Source organism: Sphingomonas sp. GW821-FHT04B01 (assembly GCF_059420425.1).
The window spans coordinates 330,145-352,937 of sequence record NZ_JBWKTR010000003.1; the positions used below are offsets into that span (position 1 = coordinate 330,145).

General features: G+C 68.6%; 16 protein-coding genes. 6 read left to right on the forward strand and 10 right to left on the reverse strand.

The window, feature by feature from the left end:
• Nucleotides 1–9: 9 nt before the first annotated feature.
• Nucleotides 10–2,490 (reverse strand): glycoside hydrolase family 9 protein, encoded by a 2,481-nt coding sequence (locus tag AC07UH_RS10395; protein ID WP_495180471.1) that lies wholly within the window; start codon nucleotides 2,488–2,490, stop codon nucleotides 10–12.
• A gap of 207 nt (nucleotides 2,491–2,697) precedes the next feature.
• Between AC07UH_RS10395 and AC07UH_RS10400 the strand changes: the two genes are divergently transcribed.
• Entirely contained in the window at nucleotides 2,698–4,143 is a 1,446-nt protein-coding gene (locus AC07UH_RS10400; protein ID WP_495179885.1) for a tetratricopeptide repeat-containing sulfotransferase family protein, read from the forward strand.
• Here AC07UH_RS10400 and AC07UH_RS10405 read toward each other — a convergent pair.
• Nucleotides 4,140–5,393 (reverse strand): aspartyl/asparaginyl beta-hydroxylase domain-containing protein, encoded by a 1,254-nt coding sequence (locus AC07UH_RS10405; protein ID WP_495179884.1) that lies wholly within the window; start codon nucleotides 5,391–5,393, stop codon nucleotides 4,140–4,142. The two genes, AC07UH_RS10400 and AC07UH_RS10405, sit on opposite strands and share 4 nt — an antisense overlap.
• Before the next feature lie 94 nt (nucleotides 5,394–5,487).
• Nucleotides 5,488–8,409, reverse strand: coding sequence for a TonB-dependent receptor domain-containing protein (locus AC07UH_RS10410; protein ID WP_342667014.1), 2,922 nt, complete (start codon nucleotides 8,407–8,409; stop codon nucleotides 5,488–5,490).
• 331 nt (nucleotides 8,410–8,740) lie between these two features.
• On the opposite strand from AC07UH_RS10410, the gene AC07UH_RS10415 reads away from it, so the two are divergent.
• On the forward strand, nucleotides 8,741–9,226 hold the full coding sequence (locus AC07UH_RS10415; RefSeq protein WP_052075526.1) for a hypothetical protein: 486 nt from the start codon (nucleotides 8,741–8,743) through the stop codon (nucleotides 9,224–9,226).
• A gap of 69 nt (nucleotides 9,227–9,295) precedes the next feature.
• Nucleotides 9,296–10,942: a M28 family peptidase gene (locus tag AC07UH_RS10420; protein WP_495179883.1), complete on the forward strand. Its 1,647-nt coding sequence runs from the start codon at nucleotides 9,296–9,298 to the stop codon at nucleotides 10,940–10,942.
• 15 nt (nucleotides 10,943–10,957) lie between these two features.
• Here the strand turns inward: AC07UH_RS10420 and AC07UH_RS10425 are convergent, their stop codons facing one another.
• Genes AC07UH_RS10425 through AC07UH_RS10440 form a run of 4 tightly spaced genes read right to left on the reverse strand, consistent with a single transcriptional unit; the run spans nucleotide 10,958 to nucleotide 16,883 of the window.
• The gene (locus AC07UH_RS10425) at nucleotides 10,958–12,355 is read right to left on the reverse strand and encodes an efflux transporter outer membrane subunit (RefSeq protein WP_495179882.1); all 1,398 of its coding nucleotides are present in this window, start codon (nucleotides 12,353–12,355) and stop codon (nucleotides 10,958–10,960) included.
• Nucleotides 12,342–13,517, reverse strand: coding sequence for an efflux RND transporter periplasmic adaptor subunit (locus AC07UH_RS10430; RefSeq protein ID WP_495179881.1), 1,176 nt, complete (start codon nucleotides 13,515–13,517; stop codon nucleotides 12,342–12,344). The genes AC07UH_RS10425 and AC07UH_RS10430 overlap by 14 nt, the downstream gene beginning before the upstream one ends.
• Nucleotides 13,510–16,710, reverse strand: a complete 3,201-nt coding sequence (locus AC07UH_RS10435; protein WP_495179880.1) for an efflux RND transporter permease subunit — start codon at nucleotides 16,708–16,710, stop codon at nucleotides 13,510–13,512. The genes AC07UH_RS10430 and AC07UH_RS10435 overlap by 8 nt, the downstream gene beginning before the upstream one ends.
• Nucleotides 16,707–16,883, reverse strand: coding sequence for a hypothetical protein (locus AC07UH_RS10440; RefSeq protein ID WP_495179879.1), 177 nt, complete (start codon nucleotides 16,881–16,883; stop codon nucleotides 16,707–16,709). The genes AC07UH_RS10435 and AC07UH_RS10440 overlap by 4 nt, the downstream gene beginning before the upstream one ends.
• Between AC07UH_RS10440 and AC07UH_RS10445 the strand changes: the two genes are divergently transcribed.
• A complete protein-coding gene (locus AC07UH_RS10445) occupies nucleotides 16,882–17,796 on the forward strand; it encodes a LysR substrate-binding domain-containing protein (protein ID WP_038660543.1) in 915 nt (304 codons plus the stop codon). The genes AC07UH_RS10440 and AC07UH_RS10445 overlap by 2 nt on opposite strands.
• On the opposite strand, the gene AC07UH_RS10450 is transcribed toward AC07UH_RS10445, so the two are convergent.
• Both AC07UH_RS10450 and AC07UH_RS10455 read right to left on the reverse strand, forming a co-directional pair.
• Nucleotides 17,778–18,845, reverse strand: coding sequence for an NAD(P)H-dependent flavin oxidoreductase (locus AC07UH_RS10450; protein WP_495179878.1), 1,068 nt, complete (start codon nucleotides 18,843–18,845; stop codon nucleotides 17,778–17,780). The genes AC07UH_RS10445 and AC07UH_RS10450 overlap by 19 nt on opposite strands.
• A 12-nt stretch (nucleotides 18,846–18,857) precedes the next feature.
• Nucleotides 18,858–19,943 (reverse strand): Gfo/Idh/MocA family protein, encoded by a 1,086-nt coding sequence (locus tag AC07UH_RS10455; RefSeq protein ID WP_495179877.1) that lies wholly within the window; start codon nucleotides 19,941–19,943, stop codon nucleotides 18,858–18,860.
• Nucleotides 19,944–19,973: 30 nt separating this feature from the next.
• Here AC07UH_RS10455 and AC07UH_RS10460 point away from each other — a divergent pair, with 30 nt between their 5' ends.
• Nucleotides 19,974–20,870, forward strand: coding sequence for an aldo/keto reductase (locus AC07UH_RS10460; RefSeq protein WP_495179876.1), 897 nt, complete (start codon nucleotides 19,974–19,976; stop codon nucleotides 20,868–20,870).
• Nucleotides 20,867–21,958, forward strand: coding sequence for an LLM class flavin-dependent oxidoreductase (locus AC07UH_RS10465; protein ID WP_038660549.1), 1,092 nt, complete (start codon nucleotides 20,867–20,869; stop codon nucleotides 21,956–21,958). Before AC07UH_RS10460 ends, AC07UH_RS10465 begins: the two co-directional genes overlap by 4 nt.
• A gap of 290 nt (nucleotides 21,959–22,248) precedes the next feature.
• Here the strand turns inward: AC07UH_RS10465 and AC07UH_RS10470 are convergent, their stop codons facing one another.
• Nucleotides 22,249–22,740: a hypothetical protein gene (locus AC07UH_RS10470; protein WP_495179875.1), complete on the reverse strand. Its 492-nt coding sequence runs from the start codon at nucleotides 22,738–22,740 to the stop codon at nucleotides 22,249–22,251.
• Between the last annotated feature and the right edge of the window lie 53 nt (nucleotides 22,741–22,793).

Consider the following 22,793-nt stretch of genomic DNA (forward strand, 5'->3'; position numbering starts at 1 on the left):
CCCCTGCCCTCACTGCGTCTCGGCGGCGACCGCCATCGCCGCGCGCGCGGCGAGGATGTAGGCGGACGTGGTGCTGACGGTATATTCGTTCTCGAACCACAGGAACGGCCAGTCGACCTTCGCCTCGGGATAGTCGGGTTTGACGATCAGCACGCCCGGCACCATCCCGCCGGGGATGAAGCTATAGTCGGCGCGATTGTGTCCATAGCCGATCAGCTTCGACGCAGTGCCGACGGTCGAGACCAGCGACAGGTTGTTCGCCGGATGCCGCCCGAGCACGTAATCAATCGCATTCAGCGTGTAGGCGGTGCCGACGATCTCGGGGAACGCCTTGTGCAACAGGTACATGGTCGTGCCGAAACTGACCACCTGGTTGGAGCCCGCCCAGGTGCCGTCGGCGATCGGCACGCCGAACGGATTGTTGGTCATGCCGCCGTCCGCCTTGGCCTTCATGTCCTGCACCAGCGGCACGAGGGCGGCGCGATAGTCCGCGCCCATCAGCGGAATGGCGCGCACCGCGGCACCGGCGAGCCACGGGAAGTTCTGCCGGATCACCGGCTGCAACTGGCGCAGCCGGTCGGCATAGACACGATCGCCGCGGCTGGTCAGCAGCAATTCGACGGTGGCGACGACGTTCGCGGCCTCGGCCGAACGCGGCGACGACGAATCGTCGCGCCCGTCGCCGGCCTTGACCACCCCGCCCTGCTGCTTGCTCCACAACGCCTTGGCCGCGGCGAGCGCCTCCGCCGCCATCTTCGGGTCGCTCGCGGCGAGCACCCGGCTGGCAGCGGCGAGCGCGCCGGCCACCGCGAGGTTGTTGGCAGGCAGATCGGTGGTGAACGCCCAGCGATCGTCGGGCGTCCCCGACGCACCGCCCTTGATCTCCTCCGCGCCGAGCCTGGCGTCGTAGAGGTGATTGTCGGTCTGCGATCCGGCATCGCCGAGATGGGCATATTGGCGCAGCGCCGGATCGACGATACCGACGATGGCGTGGCCGAACACATTGTACTGCGCGAGCAATTGCAGCGTGCCGTGCCGGATCTGCTGCACCGCGTCCTCGACGCCGTCGGGCTTGCGGATCTCGACCTTGCGGGCCGCCTCGTCGATGCTCGTCTCGTCCCAGTCGAGGCCGAACAATTCACGCGCCCAGACGAGGTCGCGCGTCACCGCCGCATTCTCCGGCGTCTGGATGTCGTAATCGCCGGCATCCTGCCAGCCGCCGACCGCGAGGCCAGGAATGTGCTGACCGGCCTTGAACGGCGAATCGAGGTTCGGCCCCATCTTGTAGCCGTCGAAATGGGTGATGTTCGGCGGCGCCTGCCGCGCGTCGTCGAGATGCGAGGGCGCCGACCAGACGCGATATTGCTCGCGGATGCCGACGTGATCCATCTGTTCGGCGATGAACGTGTCAAGCGAGGTCTGCCAAATCCGCTGATAGGCGTCGACGGCGATGCGGAACGGGTTGGTCGTCTGCCCGGCATAGCTGATCGCATACAGGCCGGGCTCGCGCACCGACGAGAAGTCGAAGGCGGCATAATCGTAGCGCGTCCAGTGGCCGCGCGACTGGACCTTGGCGCGGAACACCGATTGCTTGCCGCCGTCCGCGGTCAGCCGGACCAGTTCCGCCTCGCCCGGCGCCTTGAAATTGGGATCGAGCTCGATCAGCGCGACCTTGGGCCGCCCCGGCGTGTAGCCGGCCTGGTTGAACGAGACGACCGGCTGGCGCGTCCAGTTCTTCACCACGTTGGGCCGGACGTGCCAGACGATCGCATTCTCCTTCGCGCCGGCGGCGATCAGCGAACGGATGACGAACCAGCCGTTCTGCGCCCGCGCGCGGGCGTCGTACAGATCGATCGGTCCGGTGTCGGAGGTGATGCTGACCCGCGTCAGCGGATCCTCGGGCGCCAGCGTGATCGTCTTGGTAGCGCTCCCGAGCGGCAGCGGATCGCCCGATCCGTCCTTGGCCATCGGCCCCGTCGGATGGCGCGGGAACAGCCCCGGCGCGGCATCGACCAGATAGGTCTTGCCGAAATAGGCGGTCGGCAGGAAGTCGAGATTGAACCCCGCCTTGCCGGCGAGGCTGGCCGGCAGTGGCTGGTCGAGATCGACCGCGATGCGGAAGCCGCCGGGTTCGGCGGTGACCTTGACGCTATAGGACAGCTTCTGCTGCGTGTAGGCGGAGCGTACGATCAACTGATTGGGTTCGCTGCCGCGCGTCCGGCCGACGAAGGCGGGGACCGGCGCCCATTGCTCGGGTGTACGGTCAAGCCGCACGGCACCGTCGGTGGCGATGCGCTCGCCATGCAACACCATCTGGATGCCGGCGTTCTTCTCGTCGAAGAAAATCGGGCTGAAGTGGTTCTGGTCGACGATGACCGTCAGCCCCTGCGTCTCCAGCGTTTCCGACGGCGTGACGGTGAGCGATTGCGCGTGGACCGCGCCGGCGATGACGCCGATGCTCACCGAACCGAGCAAGGCGTTCCAGATCATTCGTGCCACAAGCATCCCTCCAGGTGTCGAACCGGTCTTGCGCCGGCGGATCGTTATGTCCTTGTTTTCACACACGTATCGATAGCGCTACCATCCGGCAATGCGGCGATTGAGAAAAATACCGGTGCGTTCCGGGCGGCGTGGACGCGCCGGCGGTGGACTTTCGCGACGCTGCGCGTGATGACCCTCGCCACGATGACGAACCCGATGATTACGCTAGCCGAATGGCGGACCCGGGCAGCCTTGGCGCTGCGTGACGGGCGGATCGAAGACGGCATCACCGCTTTTCGCGCCGTGGTCGAAGCGGAACAGGCCGACGCGGAAACGTGGTACAATCTCGGCTATCTGCTCCGCTGCGACCGCCGGTTCGAGGAAGCGCTGGCGGCCTATGCCGCGGCGCTTGCCGCCGGAATCGACCGGCCCGAGGAGGTGCACCTCAACCGCGCGGTGATCCTGTCCGAATATTGCGGACGGATCGGCGATGCGGTGATCGAATTGCACGCCGCCCTCGCCTTGGCGCCCACGTTCGTCGCGGCGTGGCTGAATCTCGGCAATCTTCATGAGGACGCCGGCGATCCGGCCGCCGCGCGCGAGGCTTATGCGCAGGTGCTTGCGCTCGATCCCGGCAATGGTCGCGCGCATGCCCGGATCGCGACGATCGACATCTTCGAAGGACGCGCCGACGTCGCGATTTCCGTACTTCGGGCGGCGCTCGCCCGTCCCGGCCTCTCGCCAGCCGACGCGGCCGAAGCCGGGTTCGCGCTCGGCGCGGCGCTCGATGCGCAAGGCCGGTACGACGAAGCCTTTGCGGCGTTTGCCGCGGCGAACCGGGCGGCGCTGCAAGCCGCGCATCCCGGCTATCGTTACAATCCGCGGCGACAGGAAGCGTTGATCGAGGCGACGATCACGGCGACGCCCCGCCCCATTCCGGCCGGCACCGACGATGCAGAACCGCCGATCTTCATCTGCGGCATGTTCCGATCGGGCTCGACGCTGATCGAACAGATGCTCTCGCGTCATCCGCGCATTACCAAGGGCGGTGAACTGGAGATCGTGCCCGCCTTTGCCGCCGCGCTGGGGTCACCCGAGGCGCTGCGGGATCTGCCCGCCGCGGCGCTCGCGACGATGCGCGCGCAATATCGGGACGAAGTGTGCCAACAATTCGGCGACGTCGATCGTCTCACCGACAAGCGACCCGACAATTTCCTGCACATCGGCCTGATCAAGCGTCTGTTTCCGAACGCAAAGATCATCAACACGACGCGCAATCCACTGGATATGGCGCTGTCCATCTACTTCCTCTATTTCGACGACAGCATCAGCTACGGCCACGACCTGCGCCATATCGCGCATTGGGTGGGACAATATCGCCGGCTGATGGCGCATTGGCGCCGCCTGTATCCGGAGGACATATTGGACGTGTCCTACGACCGGCTGGTCGCCGATCCCGCGCCGGTGACGGCCGAGGTCCTCGCCTTCTGCGGCCTGCCATGGGACGACGCCGTGCTGCATCCCGAGCAGGCCGCCGGCCCGGTAAGGACGGCCAGCGTCTGGCAAGTCCGCCAGCGCCTGCATCAGCGTTCGTCGGGGCGCTGGCGGCATTACGAACGCCACCTCAAACCGCTGATCGCGACGCTGGGCAGCGAGGCTTAGGGCGCGACGCCACCCTGGCCGGTGATATGGAAGACCTGACGGAGCATCGCCTGCTCCGCCGTGGTCAGATGCGGGTTCCAGACGTCGAAGATCAGCACGATGCGCGGCGCGTCGCTGTCGTTCCACGCTTCATGCTCGATCGTATCGTCGAAGGCGAACGCCTCGCCCTCGCGCCACGCGCGCGTCTCGCCGCCGACACGAAAGCGGCACCGCTCCGGCACGACCAGCGGCAGATGCACGATCGCCCGCGTATTGGTGACGCCGGTATGCGCCGGGATATGCGCGTGCGGGCGCAGGATCGAGAAGAAGGCGGTCGGTGCCTTGCCGGGAATGTCGCTCTGCGGCACCGCGGCTAGCGCCGCGGCGGTCTCGGGGCAGCGCGCGCAGACCGCATCGTTGCGCACGCCATATTCCCACAGGAAGCAGGCGCTCCAGTCGGCGTTGCCGTCGAGGCCCGACCAGCGATTGGCCGGCGTGCCCGCCGCCTGACGCACATAGGGGCGGATCGCATCGCTGCCGTCGCGCAGCAGCGCCAGAGCCTCGCCGCGGATCGCCTCCGTCCGCGCTTCCAGTTCTGCGAACCAGGGGAAGAGCGAGCGCTCGAAATATTCGTCGGCGGGCAGGAAGGGGAAGTGTACGCCCGCGCATTGGTTGGCGTAGATCGCCCGGCGGCCCAGCATGTGATCGACACATGCCGCCATCCGCCGCGACACCCCGTCACCGAGCGCACCGTCGAGCTCGCGCCCAAGCCGGGCGGTATGATCGGCGAGAAAGGCACGGCCGCGGGCGAGTGCGTCGTCGATCGCCGGCGGACGATCGGGCATCGCCGCCGCCATCTGCACGATGCCCGACCAGCCCTGCGCCGCCTCGACCTCGCGGCCACAGCGTTGATGCAATTCGGTCATGCGCAGTTGCGCGGTGAAGTTGCGCCGGTCGATCGCCAAGGCGGCCTCCAGCGCGCGTTGCTCGTCCTCGTCCTGCCCCATCATGCGATAGACCGTCGCTTGATTGACGTGCAGCACCGGTTCGCCGGGATCGGCGGCAGCGGCCGCGGCGAAGCCGGCCAGCGCGTCGCGAAGATCACCATCCGCCATCGCCCGCATGGCCCGCGCGTTGAGCAATTGCGGGTGCTCCGGTGCGAGGCCGAGCGCCTGATCGAGCAGCAGGCGCTCCGCGGCGGCATCGCCGCGCTGGCGGGCGGTCATCGCCTGGGTGGCGAGCGCATGGGCGCGTTGCGGTAGGTCGGTCATCGCGTCAGGCTCGATCCAACAAGAAGGTAAGTCCAGATAAAAAAAGGGGCCGCCCGAAGGCCGCCCCTTGAGTTCGTTCGACGGACGGCGGCGCTTAGAAGCGCAGCTTGCCCGACACGGTGAACAGGCGTCCCAGCACGTCATAGGTCGACGGATAGGTGTTGCCGCTGTTGTAGGCGGTCGACCCGGCGGCCGAGCCGACGAGTGGCGGCTTCTTGTCAAGCAGGTTGCGTACGCCCGCAGTGAAGGTCAGGTGATCGTTCACCTCGATCTGCGCGGTCAGATCCAGGTAGTTGTACGCCTTGATCTGGTTGAAGTTATAGGTGCCGCCGGCAAGCGGCGTCGGCCCGGTGACCACACCGCTGAACAGCGGCGTCGTGACCTGACGCTGCACCGCGTCGGGGGCCAGCGCCTCGTAGCGGACCTTGCCGATGTGGCGCCACAGCAGCGACAGCGTCGCCGGACCGAAGGTCAGGCTGGTACGCTGGTTCCACTGGAACTCCGGCTGGATCGACGAACAGCTCGTGCTGTAATAGCCGACGCAGTCGCGATCGTAGGCGGTCGGCGAGGCGCGGAAATAGCGATGCGCCGTCCATGTGCCCTGGAAGCCGAGGTTGAGCCCGACATCGCCGAAATCACGCGCATAATTGGCGTTGAGGTCAATACCGTCGGTGCGCAGGCGACCCCGGTTGGTGAGCGGCTGCGGCAGACCCGCCACCGTCGCGCTGGAGCCGCTGAGACCGCCATTGGTCGCGTTGCGGCGGATCCCGGTGCACGATGCCGAAGTGGCCTGTGCCGCGGTGATCGCCGAGGGGTTGGTCCCGAAGCATTCCGACAGGATGTCCGCCGGCGTGGCCGAGGTGATCGCGTTCTTCACCTTGATGTTGAAATAGTCGACCGCGATGCTCAGCCCCGGCACGACCCCGCGCGGCTGCACCACGACGCCGAGCGTGTAGGTGTCGGCCTTTTCGGGCAGGATGGCGGGATTGCCGCCACCGGTGACGTTCGGCTGTCCCGCCGAAGGCTCGGGAATGGTGCCGATCCCCGACACCGGCGCGCCCTGCGCGACGCAGGCGGCGGCGAGATTGGCGCTGGCGAGCGGACGGGCACCGACACAGGGGTCAAGGCCCGGCGACAGATTGTCGAGCCCCGTCGACACCGGCGCGAACAACTCGTTGATGTTCGGCGCACGGACCGCACGCTGGTAGACGCCGCGGAACTTGATTTCCTTGATCGGCTCGAAGCTGCCGCCCGCCTTGTAGGTGGTCGCGTTGAAGCTCGGGTTGTTCGCCGCCTGCACTTTATAGTCGGAATAGCGGACACCCGCTTCCAGCGTCAGCGAGTGGAAGAACGGCTTGTCGGCGACGAGCGGCGCGATCACCTCACCGAATACTTCGCGCACGTCGTAGCTGCCTGCGAACGGCAGCACCGCACCGCCGGCGCCACCGAGCTCACCCGGCGACAGCGCATAGGCGTCGGGTTCGCGGCGATAGCTGTACTTGCGATATTCGGCGCCGGCCGCGAAGGCGATCGGCTCGCTGGCGAACGGCGAGGTCGTGCCGAAGTCGCCGTTGAACACCGCCTTGGCCTGCGACAGCGCGGTGTGGATCTGGATCGTGCTCTGGCCGTTCAGGAAGCCGGCCTGATCGGAGGTGATCGAACCCTGGGCGCCGAACAGGTTGAGCGGCACGCAGTTGTTGGTGGTGACGAGGCAGCTCGTCGTATTGTTCGCGTTCAGCGCCTGCTGGACGCGGCTGCGCAGGACATAGCCCGACTGGGTCTGGTTGAGATCGCTCTCACCATAAGCGCCGAACACGTCGAGCTTGAGGTGATCGGAGAAGCGCAGGCGCAGCCCCGCCTTATAGTCGAACATCGTCGTCGTGTAGGTCGAGGTGCGCGGGCCGAGCTCGGTCGACCGGCGATACACCGCCGGCAGCGTCAACGCGGCGTTGGTGTTGCAGGCGGCGCCGAGCGCGATGTTGTTGATCTGGCAGAGCTGATCGCGCAGGCCCGACGGCAGATACGGGTTGTACCCCGGCACGGTGAGTGCCTCGCCGAAAATACCCGACGGCGCGATGATCTGCTGGATCGTATTCTTCGAAAACATGCCGCGCGTGTAGACTTCGAGATTGTCGTTAATCTCGTAGTTCGCCTGGGCGAAGATATTGTAGCGTTTGAAAGGCGTCGCGAAGATGTTGTACGGGTTGAAGTTGAAGCCGCTGTAGAACGGCACCAGCGCGGTGCCGGCGGGATTGACCTGGACGACGCCGGTCGACAGGCCGGCGCGCGCCGCCTGCGCATTGGTGAAGCTCAGCGTGGTCGGCACGCCGGTGCGCGAGGAACCCGAGGCGACGCCGTTGCCGGACCCGATGCCGTAGACGGAGACGTCGCGTGCACCCTGATACAGGGGATCGGCTTCCTGATAGCCCAGGCTTAGCACCGCATTGCCGCGGCCGTCGTCGAAATTGGCGCCGACGGTCAGATCGGCACGGAAATAGTTGGAGTCACCGCGCTCGGTGATCTGCTGGCTGGCCGAAGCCTCCATCCCCGCGAAATTCTTCTTGGTGATGAAGTTGACCACGCCGGCGACCGCATCGGCGCCGTAGGTGGTCGACGCACCGCCGGTCAGCACGTCGACACGCTGGACCAGCGCGGTCGGGATATTGTTGAGATCGACCGCACCCGTTTCGGCTGCCGGGACGATCCGGTCGCCATCGATCAGGACCAGGTTACGCTGCTGACCGAGATTGCGAAGGTTGGCGGTAAAATAACCGGCGCTGCCGTTGTTGACCGCGGAGCCGAGCGACGGCGTCAGGCCGGGAAGCTCGCGGAGGATCTGCTCGACATTGTTGACGTTGCGCAACGTCAGTTCGTTCTCGGACACGGTGTTGACCGGGGTCGACGACACGAGGTTCGGGTTGCTGATCAGCGTGCCCGTGACGACGATGTCCTGGCCTTCCGCGGCAGGCGGTGCCGCATTGGGATCGTCCGACTTCTGCTGGGTTTCCTGTGTCAACGGCGAAGTCTGCGCCAGGGCGGGCGACCCGATCAATGCCACCCCGACGATGAGGGTCGTGTTCAGAAGATGAGAACGAAGGCTTAGCGTCATGAGATCCCCTTTGTGTCCGAACCACCCCCCCGGGTGGCCCGATCGCACCGGCCTTTGGCTCGGTCGTGCTATTTTTGTTGCAGCGCGGCGACATGCAGACAATGACAAATCGGCGTCAGTATCTGATTACAAAACCGTAGTGATATTTCCGTCACATTTCATCGGCAGCTTTGTTGACGTGTTCTTCGGCAATAGACTGCAACAATGTTGCCTAAAGCATTAAAGAGAGAGGTACGTCATGCTGTCCTATCTGTTGCTGGCGAGTGCGCTTGCCACTGCACCTGCCGGTCCGGACCTGCTTCAGACCTTCACGCAATGTCGGACGGTCGCCGACAATGATGCGCGCCTCGCCTGTTATGATCACGCTGCACAGGCGATGGATGACGCCCAGCGCAAGAAGGACATCGTCGTCCTTGATCGGCAGGACGTACAGAAAGCGAAGCGATCGATGTTCGGCTTTTCCTTGCCGTCGATCAAATTGTTCGGCGATGGCGAGGACGATGAGCAGTTGAAACAATTGGTCGGCACGTTGCGATCGTCGACGGGACTGCCGGGCGGACTGATGCGGTTCACGCTGGATGACGGCGGCCTGTGGGAGACCACCGAGCAGGCGATGGTGCGGCTGCGGGAAGGCGATGTCGTCACGATCAAGGCGGGGCCGCTCGGCAGCTATATCGCCAATGCGCCGGGCCGCCGCGCGGTGCGCGTGCATCGCCTGCGCTGATCGGCAGGCTGGCACGGCCCGACGCCGGCTGCCATACCCTTACGCACCCAAATTCAGGATCGGCCCGTCATGACCCCTCCCATTGCTGTGCTTGCCGCATTGCCGCTGCTCGCCGCGACCACCGCCCCCGTGCAGATCCCGGCGGACCGGCTCTCCGCCGACGTCAAGGTCCTCGCATCGGATGGCTTCGAGGGACGCGCGCCAGGAACGCCCGGCGAATCCAAGACCGTCGCCTGGCTGATCGACCAATTCAAGGCGGCCGGGCTCGAACCGGGTGGCCCCGCCGGCAGCTGGACACAGCCGGTGCCGCTGATCCGCACGCAATTGGGCGCCGGTGCGGTGTCGGCGAACGGCACCGCCTGGATCATGGGCCGCGACGTCTATCTGTCCACCGTCCGCCCCGCGACGCGCGCGACGATCGCCAGGGCGCCGCTGGTCTTCGTCGGCTACGGCGTCTCCGCGCCCGAACGGCAGTGGGACGATTTCAAGGGCGTCGACCTTAAGGGCAAGGTCGCGGTCTTCCTGATCAACGATCCCGATTTCGAGGCGACCGCCGGCGACGGGGCCGCCGGCCGTTTCGGCGATCGCCGCATGACCTATTATGGCCGCTGGACCTACAAGTTTGAGGAGGCGGCGCGGCGTGGCGCGGTCGGCGCGCTGATCATCCACGACACGCCCGGCGCGGGCTATGGCTGGGCGACGGTCACCGCCCCCGGGGGCGAGAATTACGACGTCGCCGATCCGGCCGCGCCGCGGATCGGGCTACAGGGCTGGATCGAGGGCGGCGCGGCGACGCGGTTGTTCGCCGCCGCCGGCCTCGACCTCGCGCAATTGCGCAAGGCGGCGCGGCGCGCGGACTTCCGGCCGGTCGCATTGCAGGGCGCGGGCTTTTCCGCCGATCTGCCCGTCACCGTGACGCGCGCGGAGAGCCGCAACGTAATCGCCAAGCTGACCGGCCGGACGCGTCCCGACGAGACGATCATCTATGGCGCGCATTGGGATGCCTATGGCATCGGCGCACCCGATGACGCCGGCCGGCGGGTGCGACCGGGTGCGAACGACGATGCGCTCGGCACCGCCGGCGTGCTGGCGATCGCCCGCGCCGCGGCGAAGGCCCCCCGCCCCGCGCGGACGCAGGTCTTCGCATTGTGGACCGGCGAGGAACGCGGACTGCTCGGCTCGGAGACCTATGCCACGCATCCGGTCTATCCCGCCGCCAAAACGGTCGCCAATCTGACGCTCGACATCCTCCAGACCGCCGGCCCGGCGCGCGACGTGCTGCTGGTCGGCGCCGGCCAGAACGCACTCGAGGACCAACTCGCCGCGGCGGCCGGGGCGCAGGGGCGGACGGTCACGCCGGAGGCGCTGCCCGAGCGCGGCCTGTTCTACCGCGCCGACCATTTTTCGCTGGCGCGGCGCGGCGTGCCGACGTTGCTGCTGATGGCAATCAGCGGCGCGCCCGACCTCGTCACCGGCGGGCGGGCGGCGGGCCAGCGCTGGCTCGGCGGCTATATGCGCTGTTACCACCAGACCTGCGATGCCTGGTCGCCGGACTGGCGGCTCGACGGCGCGGCGGCGGATGTCGATCTGCTCCGCCGCATCGGGTTCGATCTCGCCAGCGGCAATGCCTGGCCGGCATGGCGGCCCGGTTCGGAGTTCAAGGCGATCCGCGATGCGAGTGCAACGGAGCGCCGGGGCGATGGGGCGGAGCGATAGGTCGGTCGGTCCGGGTCAATATGCGCCGCCCAGCGCGCGGATCGTGTCGGTCGCGGTCTGCAACTGGCGGCTGCGCAGGTCGAGCAGCGCGCGCTGCGCGTCGAGCGCGGCGGTCTGCGCGGTGACGACGTCGAGATAGTCCGCGGCACCGTCGCGATAGCGCGTCAGCGCGAGATCGCGGGTGCGCGCCGCCGCGTCGGCCGCGACATGCTGATCCTTCTCCTGCGCGGCGAGCAGCCGCTGTGCGGACAGGTCGTCCTCGACCTCGCGGAACGCATCGAGCACGGTCTGGCGATAGGTCGCGACGGTCTCGTCATAGTCGGCGCGGGCGATGCGGACGCCCGCCCGCCGCCGGCCGCCGTCGAACACCGCCAGCGCCGCCGACACCGGGCCGAGCGCCCAGAAGGTGTTGGAGGCGCTGAACAAGGCGCCGGTAGCCGCCTGGAAGCCGCCCGACGCGCCGAGCGTCAGCGACGGGAACAGCGCCGCGCGGGCGACGCCGATCCGCGCATTGGCGGCGGCGACGCGGCGTTCGGCCGCGGCGATATCGGGGCGGCGCTCGACCAACGTCGAGGGCAGGCCGGCGGGGATCGCCGGCGGTGCGAGCTGGCGGTCGACCACCGCGATCGTCACCTCGGCGGGCGGGCGGCCGATCAGGACGGCGATCGCATGCTCGTCGCGCTGGCGGGCGATCGCCACCGACGACAATTCGGCCCGTGCGCTCGACAATTGGCTCTGCGCGCGGCTGACGTCGATGCCCGAGGCGATGCCGCCGGTGTGGCGCGTGTCGGTGAGGCGGAAGGCGCGCTCGAACGCGGTCACCGTCTCGCGCAGCAGCACGATCCGCGCGTCGAGCCCGCGCATGTCGAAATAAGCAGTGGCGAGCTGCGCCTGCAGGCCGAGCCGTAGCCCGGCGACATCGGCCTCGCTCGCCTGCGCGGCGGCGGTGCTGGCGCGGATCGAATTGCGCACCCGGCCGAACAGATCGACCTCGTAATCGAGCGAGGGGCCGACCGTCGCCACCGTATAGGTCGCGGCGGAATCGTTCGGCGACAGCGGCCGCCCCGCCGAGACGCGCTGGCGGCCCGCCGACGCGCCGACGCCGATTTCGGGATACAGATCGGACCGGGCCTGACGGACCAGCCCGCGCGCCTGTTCGTAGCGCGCCGTGGCGGCGGCGAGATCGAAATTGCCCCCCGCGACCTGCTCTTCGAGGCCGTCGAGCGTCGCATCGCCGAACGCCTGCCACCATTTGCCCGCGGGCGGCACCGCGGTGCCCGCCGTCTGCCAGCCCGCCGCTTCCTTGAATGCGGGCGGCGTCGCCGCGGTCGGCCGGCGATAGTCGGGCGCGGTCGAACAGGCGGCCATCGCCAGCGCGGCGACGGTGGCGAGCAGGCTTTTAGTGTTTGGCATCGACCGGCGCCTTGGCTGTCCCCGTCACGCGTACCGGATCACCCTCGGCGAGCGAATCGGGCGGGTTGTCGATCACGTCGTCGCCGCGATCCAGCCCGGCGCTGACCTCGACCGTCGCGCCACGATCCTGACCGATCGTGATCGTGCGCAGATGCGCGCGACGGTCGGCACCGACGACCGCGACCTGCGTGCCTTTCTGGCCGATGATCAGCGCGCTCGCCGGCAGCGTCAGCGCATTGCCGCCGCTCGCCAGCGGGAAGCTCGCCTGCGCATAGGCGCCGGGCTTGAGCGCGCGATCGGGATTGGCCGCCTGAACCTCGACCAGCACCGTCCCCGACGCGGGATCGACCGCATCCGCGGTGCGCGTCAGCTCGGCGTCGAAGCGGCGGCCGGGATATTCGGGCAGCGCCAGCGTGACGTGCTGGCCGCGATGGACCTGCGCCGAATAGCTCTGCGGCACGCGGACATAGGCGCGGATGCGGCTGACGTCGGCGACGGTGAACAGCGGCGTCGATCCCGCGGTGCCGGCGGTGACCAAGGCGCCGACATCGGTGGCGCGGCTCGTCACCACCCCGGCGAAGGGCGCGACCAGCCGCGTGAACCCCTGGGTGAAGCGCAGCCGCGACACGTCGGCGCGCGCCGCCTCGGCGACCGCGGTCTTGGCGGCGAGATCGCCGATCTTCTCGTCGGTCTCCTGTTTCGAGACCGCATCCTCGGCGAGCATCGTCCGCCAGCGCGTCGCGGTGGAGGCGGCGAGCTGGCGATTGGCCTGCGCGGTTTGCAGATTGGCGCGCGCCGCGGCGAGCTGCTGGTCGACCTCCGGCGCGTCGAGTACCGCGAGCACCTGCCCCGCCCGCACGGGATCGCCGATATCGACGTACCAGCGCCGGACGTAGCCGCTGGTGCGCGCGAAGATCGGCGCGCTGTTGAGCGCCTGCAACGCCGCCGGCAGCGACAGATTGCCCTGCGTCGTCGTCGCTGCCGGATGCAGCACGGTGACCGCCGGCGTCGATTGCGCGTCGGTCCAGCTCGCGAGCCGATGCTCGGCGCGCGACCGGATCGCGATGCCGGCCCCGGCGACGCCGACCGCGAGCAACGCCGCGCCGATCACGATCGGGCGCAGCGGCTTGCCGGCGCGCTGCACGGCCTCCTGCTCAGCCATGGACTTCCTCCAGACGATTTGCCTCGGGTGCGGCGGCCGCGGCGCGGCGGCGGTGCACGAGGCTGAAGATGACGGGTACGAACAACAAGGTGGCGAAGGTCGCGACGACCAGCCCGCCGATCACCGCGCGGCCGAGCGGCGCATTCTGCTCGCCGCCCTCGCCCAGTCCCAGCGCCATCGGCAGCATGCCGATGATCATCGCCAGCGCGGTCATCAGCACCGGGCGGAAGCGGGTCATTCCCGCCTCCAGCGCCGCCGCGGTCGCATCGCCCAGCTCTGCGAGCCGTTCGCGCGCGAAGCTGACGACGAGGATCGCATTGGCGGTGGCGACGCCCATGCACATGATCGCGCCGGTCAGCGCCGGCACCGACAGCGTCGTGCCCGTGACGAACAGCATCCACACGATCCCGGCAAGCGCGCCGGGCAGCGCGGTGATGATCACGAAGGGGTCGAGCCAGCTCTGGAAATTGACGACGATCAGCAGGTAGATCAGCAGCACCGCGCCGATCAGCCCGAAGCCGAGGCCGGAGAAGGCGCTGTTCATCGTCGCATATTGGCCGCGCAGCGTGACGGTCGCGCCCTTGGGCGCCTGATCCTTCAGCGCGGCAAGGACCGCGTTGATATCGCCCGACACCGCGCCGAGATCGCGGTCGTTGGGGGTCGCGAAGATGTCGACGACCGGCGCGATATTGTAATGCGAGATCACCGCCGCGGCGGTGCTGCGCCGGATCGTGCCCAGCCCGCCGAGCACCTGCGCCGGCCCCGCGGTGCCCGACACCGGGATGTTCGACAGATCGTCGATCGAGCCGACGCGATATTCCGGCGCCTGCGCGACGACCGGATAGGACACGCCGTTTTCCGGGTTGAGGAAGAACACCGGCGCGGTCTGCGACGTGCCGGCGAGCGAATTGGCGACGCTGGTGGTGACGTCGCGCTCGGTCAAGCCGTATTGGCCGATGCGGCTGCGATCGACCGCGACGTCGAGCTGCGGATAGCGCGCCGATTGCTGGATGCGCGCGTCCGCGACGCCGGGGATCGCCTGGATGCGGCGCAGGATCAGCCGCGCATAAGCGGCATTGGCCGCCGCATCCTTGCCCGCCACCTGGATATCGATCGGTGCGGGCGCGCCGAAGTTGAGGATCTGGCTGGTGATGTCGGCGGGCAGGAACGAAAAGGTCGCGCCGGGGAAGTCGCGCGGCAGTTGCTCGCGCAGTGTGCGGACGTAATCGGCGGTCGGCGCGTGATCCTCGGCGAGCTGGATCAATATGTCGCCGTCCTGCGGCCCGACCGTGCCGGAGTTGTTGTAGGTCGTGTTGATCGAGCTGACCGGCAGGCCGATGTTGTCGACCACCGAGACGAGTTCGTTCGCCGGAATGATCTGGCGGATGCGGCGCGCGATCCGGTCGAACTGCGCCGACGTGCCCTCGATACGGCTGCCGACCGGCGCGCGGACGTGCAGCGCCATCTGTCCGGCATCGACCGCCGGGAAGAAGTTCTGGCCGAGGAACGGCACCAGCAGGAACGACAGCAAGGTCACCGCGAGGAAGCCGATCACGAACGGCCGCGGCGTCGCCAATGCGCGTTCGAGCAGCCCGCCGTAGCGCGTGCGGATCGCCTCGAACCGCGCCTCGAACCCACGCTGGAAGCGGACCAGCGGATTGCGCGATGCCGGCGTGCCGGCGCTATGCTGGTCGTGGTCGTCGCCGCTGCCGTGCGGGCGCAGCAGGTACATCGCCATCGTCGGCACCAAGGTGCGCGACAGGATGAAGCTGGCGATCATCGCGAACACCACCGCCAGCGCCAGCGGCACGAACAGGAAGCCGGCGACCCCCGGCAGGAAGAACATCGGCACGAAGACGATACAGATGCACAGCAGGGAGACGAAGGCGGGCGTGACGATCTGCGCGGCGCCGTCGAGGATCGCGGTCCGCACCGGCTTGCCCTGTTCGAGATGCCAGTTGATGTTCTCGATCGTCACCGTCGCATCGTCGACGAGGATGCCGACCGCGAGGCTGAGGCCGCCCAACGTCATCGTGTTGAGCGTATTGCCGGTGATCGCCAGGCCGATGATCGCGGCGAGGATCGCCAGCGGGATCGAGATCGCGATGATGACGGTCGAGCGCCACGAGCCGAGGAACAGCAGGATCATCAGGCTGGTCAGCGCGGCGGCGATCGCGCCTTCCTTGACCACGCCCTCCACCGCCGCCTTCACGAACAACGACTGGTCGCCGATCGGCACGATCTTGAGCCCGGGCGGCAGCGTCTCCTCCAGCTTGGGCAGCGCGTCCTTGATCCCCTGCACGATCGCCAGCGTCGAGGTCGCGCCGTTCTTCAGCACGGTCATGATGACGGAGCGTGCGCCATCGACGTGGACGACGTTGGTCTGCGGCGCGGAGCCGTCGCGGACGTGCGCGACGTCGCGCATGTAGATGGTCGCGCCGCCGACGACCTTGATCGGCAAATTGTTCAGTTCCTCGACGCTGCCCGGCGCGTTGTTGAGCCGCACCGCATATTGGAAGCCGCCGATCTTGGCGAAGCCAGCCGGGTTGATCTGGTTCTGCGCGGCGATGGCATTGCCGACGTCCTGCGCCGACAGGCCCTTCGACTGCAACGCCTGCGGATCGAGGTCGATCTGGATCTGCCGCTGCCGCCCGCCCGAGGGATAGGGGATCGCCGCGCCCGGCACCGTCACCAGGCCGGGGCGGATCTGGTTGCTGGCCAGATCGAACATCTGCCCCTCCGACAGGCCCTTGCCGGACAGAGCGAGCTGGACGATCGGCACGGTCGAGGCGCTGTAGTTGAGCACCAGAGGCGGGGTGATGCCGGGCGGGAGCTGCTTGAGCACGGTCTGCGAGACCGAGGTCACCTGCGCGGTGGCGGTGCGGATGTCGGCGCCGGGCTGGAAATAGATCTTCACCACGCCGATGCCGGGCAGCGACTGGCTTTCGATATGATCGATGCCGTTGACCGTGGTGGTCAGCACGCGTTCGAACGGGGTGATGATCCGTCCCGACATCTCGTCCGGCGACAGGCCGCTATATTGCCACGCGGTGGCGATCACCGGCACGCGGATGTCCGGGAAGATGTCGACCGGGGTACGCAGCGCGGCGAGCACGCCGACGATGCCGATCACGATCGCCATCACCACGAAGGTCAGCGGGCGAGCCAGCGCGGTGCGGACGAGACCGATCATGGCCGACCCTGCGCCGGGGCGGCGGGCATTCTCAACGCAGCGTGGGACACGACCTGCTCCATCGGCTTCGAACCGCAGCGCAACCCTTGCTGCACCGCAGCGATTGCGTGGTTAACCATGCGCTTGTCCAATATCGGTTTACGCCGGATCGAGACGTAGTAGATATGGATCATGGAACTTCGCCATCTCCGATATTTCATCCAGGTCGCCTCCGATTTGCATTTCGCGCGGGCGGCGACGCGGCTCGGCATCTCGCAGCCGCCGCTCAGCCAACAGATCCGCCAGCTCGAGGAAGAGATCGGCGTGCGATTGTTCGAACGGACCAGCCGCCGCGTCGCGCTGACCCCCGCGGGCACATTGTTCCTCGACGCCGCGCGCGAGACGATCCGCCAGGCCGATCGCGCGGTGGAGATCGCCCGCCGGGCGGCGCGGGGCGACATCGGCGCGCTGAGCATCGGCTTCAATCCGTCGGCACCGTTCATCCCGCCGGTCGCGCTGGCGATCAACGCCTACCGCCGCACCTATCCCGACGTGCAATTGTCGCTGACCGAGATGGGCGCGCCCGACCAGATCACCGCGGTGGAGAGCCGCGCGCTCGACATCGGCTTCGTACGCCACTTCGGGCCGCCTGCGCTGCCCGAGGGGGTCGCCGCGACGCGGCTGCTCAGCGAGGGGCTGTTCGTCGCGATGCGCGCCGATCATCCGCTCGCGACGCGCAGTGCGCTGCGGCTGGCGGATATCGCCGGTGAGCCGATGGTCGTCTACGGGCGTGACCGCAGCGGCTGTTTCAGCGACCGTATCTTCGCGATGATCCGCGAGGGCGGCGGCGAGCCGGTGGTCGCGCAGCGCGTCGGCGAAGCCTCGACCCTGCTCGGCCTCGTCGCCGCGGGGGTCGGCGTGACGATCGTCGCCGCGTCGCTGTGCGCCTTGCAGTCGACCGGCCTCACCTATCTGCCGCTGCTCGACCCGCAGGCGCGCACCGACATGTGGCTGATCCACCACCGCCAGTCCGCCACATTGCCCTGCCGCCATTTCATCGCGATCGTCGAGGAAGGGCTCGCCGCGGATCACGCCGTGGCGGCATAACCCGCCCGGCACGCCTGCAATTCTGCCCGCAGCGTGGCGACCAGCGCCGCCGCCGGCATCGGCCGTGCCAGCGGCGCCCCCTGCCCGGCCCATTGCGCGCCGAAGCCGTGCTCGCCCCCCGCCCGCGCCGCGGCGTGCAACGCCTTTCCGGCATCATAGGCGATGGGGTAATCGGGCGGCCGCCGATCGGTGACGAGCGCGGTGAAGCGATTGGCCAGCGCCCGCGCCGGCCGCCCCGAGACCGCCGCGGTCATCCGCGTATGATAGGCCCCCGGCCCCGCCAATGCCGCCCGATAGGCGTCGTCCGCCGCCGACTCCGGGCAGCCGACGAACGCAGTCCCGAGTTGCGCCGCGACCGCACCGAGATCGAGCGCCGCGGCGATCCCGGCGCCGTCCATGATCCCGCCCGCCGCGATCACCGGCAGACGCGTCTCGCGCACCAGCAGCCGGGTCAGCGCGACCGCGCCAAGTTCGTCGTCGGGCGCCGCGGGGTCGAAGATGCCGCGATGCCCGCCGGCCTCGATCCCCTGTGCGACGACGCCGTCGATCCCCGCCGTCTCGATCGCCCGCGCCTCGGCGAGGCTGGTCGCGGTCGCGAGCAGCACGATCTCCCGCCCCCGCAATGCGCCGATCGCCTCCGGCGAAGGCAGGCCGAAGTGGAAACTGACCACCGGCGGCGCCACCTCCAGCAGCATCGCCAGCATCCCGGGATCGTCGGCGAAGCTGCGATAGATCGTCCGCAGCGTCGCCGGCGGCGTCGCCCCGAATTCGGCGAACAACGGCGCGAGCGCCGCCAGCCACGCCGCCTCGCGCGCCGGATCGGCCCGCGGCGTGCGATGGACGAACAGATTGACGTTGAACGGCCGCCCGGTCGCTGCCCGCACCGCCGCGATCATCGCGCGCGCGCCCGCGGCATCGGTCGCGCCGACGCCGATCGAGCCCATCGCCCCCGCCTCGCACACCGCCGCGGCCAGTGCCGGCGTCGACACTCCCGCCATCGGCGCCTGGATCAGCGGCACCGAACATCCGAACCGATCGAACCACGTCATGCCCGTCTCCCGTCACGCGATCTCGGCCATCTCCACCACGCGTTGCTCGCGCGCGCTGATCTCCGCCGCGGTGCCGATCGCGACCGCGCGCAGGCCGTCCTCGGCGCTGACCAGCACCGGCCCCTCACCGCGCACCGCCGCGGCGAAGGCGAGATGCTGGTAATAGGTCGCGCCCTCGTGCGATCCGGCGGCGCGCGCGGTCGGGTCGACCGCAACCCGCGTCCGCTCGACCCGCTTCGGGTTGCCGAAGCCGACGCGCGGCGAGAACACCAGCTCGCCCGGCGGGATCAGCACGTCGAGACGCGCGGCATCGCCCGTCGCGCTCATCTCTTCCTGATGCTCGGCGCCGTCCGCGAACATCGACAGATCGAGCATCGCACGCACGCCATTGGCGAAATCGACAGTCGTGAAGCTGTTGTCGATGATGTCGGGGGCCTCGCCGGCATAACGTTCGTCGCGATGGTTGACGTCCATCGCGCCCGAACAATGGACGCGCACCGCCTCCGCGCCGACGATCAGCCGCATCAGGTCGAAGAAATGGCAGCATTTCTCGACCATCGTGCCGCCGGTGTTGCGCGCGAAGCGGTTCCAGTCGCCGACCTTGGGCAGGAAGGGAAAGCGGTGCTCGCGGATCGACAGCATGTGCAGCCGGCCGACGCGGCCGGCATGGATCTGGTCGATGAATGCGGCGGCCGGCGGCATGAAGCGATATTCCATCCCCGTCCAGAACGGCCGCGCGCGTCCCGCCGCCTGCGCGACGATCCAGCGCGCGTCGGCGATCGTCGTCGCCAGCGGCTTCTCGCACAGGATCGCCGCATCCATGCCGAACAACGGCTCCAGCACCGCGCGGTGGGTGTGATTGGGCGCGGCGACGACGATCGCGTCGACCACCGCCTCGCGCGCGAAGGCGGCGACATCGTCATAGGCGGCGACACCGGCGGCGTGTTCGCCGAGCGCGTCGCGCGCCCAGCCGAGCGAGGTCGCCACCGGATCGACGATCGCCACCACCTCCGCGCCGGGAACGAGCGCGATGTTGCGCAGATGCTCGACGCCCATCATCCCCGTGCCGACCACGGCGTATCTGATCGCGGCTACCATCGCTTGCCTCCCTATGCCATGTCGCCGGTCATGACGACGCTGCGCCTTTCAAGCCAACCCCGCCCGCTCGGCAAGAGCGATATCCTCGTTTCGCCGATAGCCTGGGGCATGTGGCGGCTGGCCGGAGACGACCTTGCCGCGGTACGGGCGCGGATCGACGCCGCGCTCGAAGCTGGGATCACCCTGTTCGACACCGCCGACATCTATGGCGCCGACCAGCCCGCCGGCTTCGGCTCGGCCGAGACGCTGTTCGGCCGCGCGCTCGCCGAGGCGCCAGCCCTGCGCGACACGATGGTGATCGCGACCAAAAGCGGCATCCGCCCCGGCATTCCCTATAACAGCAGCGCGCCCTATCTGGCCGCCGCGCTCGACGACTCGCTCGCGCGGATGCGGATCGACCACGTCGATCTCTACCAGATCCACCGGCGCGACCTGCTCACCCACCCGCAGGAGGTAGCGGCGGCGCTCGACCGGATGGTCGACGCCGGCAAGGTCCGCGCGATCGGCGTCTCCAACCACAGCCCTGCCGAAGTCGATACGCTGCAAGCTTTCCTCGGCCGGCCGATCGTCAGCGTCCAGCCCGAATTCTCGCCCCTGCACGTCGCGCCGCTGTTCGACGGCACGCTCGACCAGGCGATGCGGCACGATCTGGCAGTGCTCGCCTGGTCGCCGCTCGGCGGCGGCCGGCTCGCCGACGGCAGCCATCCCGCGGCACAGGTGCTGGCGGCGCACGGCGCGCAGTTCGGGGTCGACGCCGCGACGACCGCACTCGCCTGGGCGATGGCGCATCCGGCGCGGATCATCCCGATCGTCGGTTCGCAGACGCCGGTGCGCATCCGTGCCTCCGCCGACGCCTATAAGGTCGAATGGACGCGCGCCGCCTGGTACGACGTGTTGCAGGCCGGCATGGCGGAGCGTCTGCCATGACCGCGCGCGGCCCCTGCGAGATCAGCTGGTTCTCGGCCTTGTGCGACGACGATTACGAATTCCTCGGCGTCCCCGATCCCCGGCTGCAATCGAGCTTCGACCATTGCCGCGACATCGTGTTGCAGGCGGAGAGCGGCGGCTTCGACAACGTGCTGCTGCCGTCGGGTTATGCGCTCGGCATCGACACCACCGCCTTCGCCGCGGCGATGGCGCCGCTGCTCCGGCGGATGCGGATGCTGATGGCGGTGCGGATCGGCGAAAGCTGGCCGCCGCAGCTCGCCCGCCAGATCGCGACGATCGACCAAATGCTCGGCGCCGGCGCCGGCGGGCTCGCGCGGCTGGCGATCAACATCATCTCCAGCGACCTGCCCGGCGAGACGCTGGCGAGCGGCCCGCGCTACGCCCGCACGCTGGAGGCGATGACCATCCTGCGCACCCTGCTCGACGGCAAGCCGCTCGATCATCAGGGCGAATTCTGGCAGCTCAGGATCGATCCGCCGCGGATCGGCACGGTCTCGGGCCGCTGCCCGCCGCTCTATTTCGGCGGCCTGTCGGAGGCGGCGCGCGAGGCGGCGGCGCAGGGCTGCGACGTCTATCTGATGTGGCCCGACACGATGGACGGCGTCCGCGCGATCGTCGCCGACCTCCGCGCGCGGGCCGAGCGGCATGGCCGCACCCTGCGCTTCGGCTATCGCGTCCACGTCGTCGTCCGCGAAACCGAGGCGGAGGCGCGCGCCGCCGCCGACCGCTTGCTGTCGAAGCTCGACGACGACACCGGCGCGGCGATCCGCGCCCGCTCGCTCGATTCGCAATCGGCCGGCGTCCGCCGCCAGGCCGAGCTGCGCGAGGAAGCGGTGCGGCAGGACGGCTATGCCGAGGCCAATCTGTGGACCGGCATCGGCCGCGCCCGATCGGGCTGCGGCGCGGCGATCGTCGGCGACCCCGACCAGGTGCTCGCCAAGCTGGCGGCCTATCGCGACGCGGGGATCGATGCCTTCATCCTGTCGGGCTACCCGCATGCCGCCGAAGCCGACCTGTTCGCCCGCCACGTCCTCCCCCGCATCGACCACGCGCCATTGGTGGTGTGAGGGCGATCGTTCGATCGCTTTCCTTATCAAAATCGTCACCCCGGACTCGTTCCGGGGTCTACCGGGCCGCAGGGGAACGGTGTCGAATCAAGCCTTTCTCCTCGCCGCAGGGTGGACCCCGGAACACGTCCGGGGTGACGGGGTAAACTTGGACGACGACCGGCTCGCACGAGCGTCCATATGCGATAGCCCTCCCGCCGGTGGAAGATTTTCCTTCAGTCCCTGAATATCGAAGCCGTTAGCCCTGAGCCTGTCGAAGGGCGGGTGAGTCCCACCGCGCTTCGACAGGCTCAGCACGAACGGAGTGGCGGGAGCCCATCGTGCAGGCCTTGCTGGTCCGCGTAGCGGCACCAGATCGGCCAGATGTCCTCGACTGCAGCATGGGCAGCCGGTGTCGGCGGGAGTAGGTGAACGTCATCCTCGGCCGCCCGATAAACGCCATCGCCCGCGGCCGTCACGATCACCGGCGCCGCCCCGAACTGATCAGCCGTGACATCGACGATAAACCCATCGGCCTCGACCCAGGCATGGCTCTCCCAGCAAGCCGCAACGAACAGGCCGTAACAGGCGTCTATGATGCCAGTGTCCCGATTACCGGACTGACCGCTGCGAAGCACCGCCGCAATCCCGTATCGGTCCAGCACCCGGGTGAGGAACAGGCTCGATCGCACGCAGGTCCACTGCGAGGCCGTGGCGGGCATTGGTGGTCCCCATTGCTCATGCCATCGATGCCAATGCGGCACGAGGAAGGTTCTGGCGGTCGTCGCGAGTGCGAGCAGCATGGCTCGACATCCGGCGTCCGGCCGCATTGATCAAGAGGCTCGTCCCCCAACGC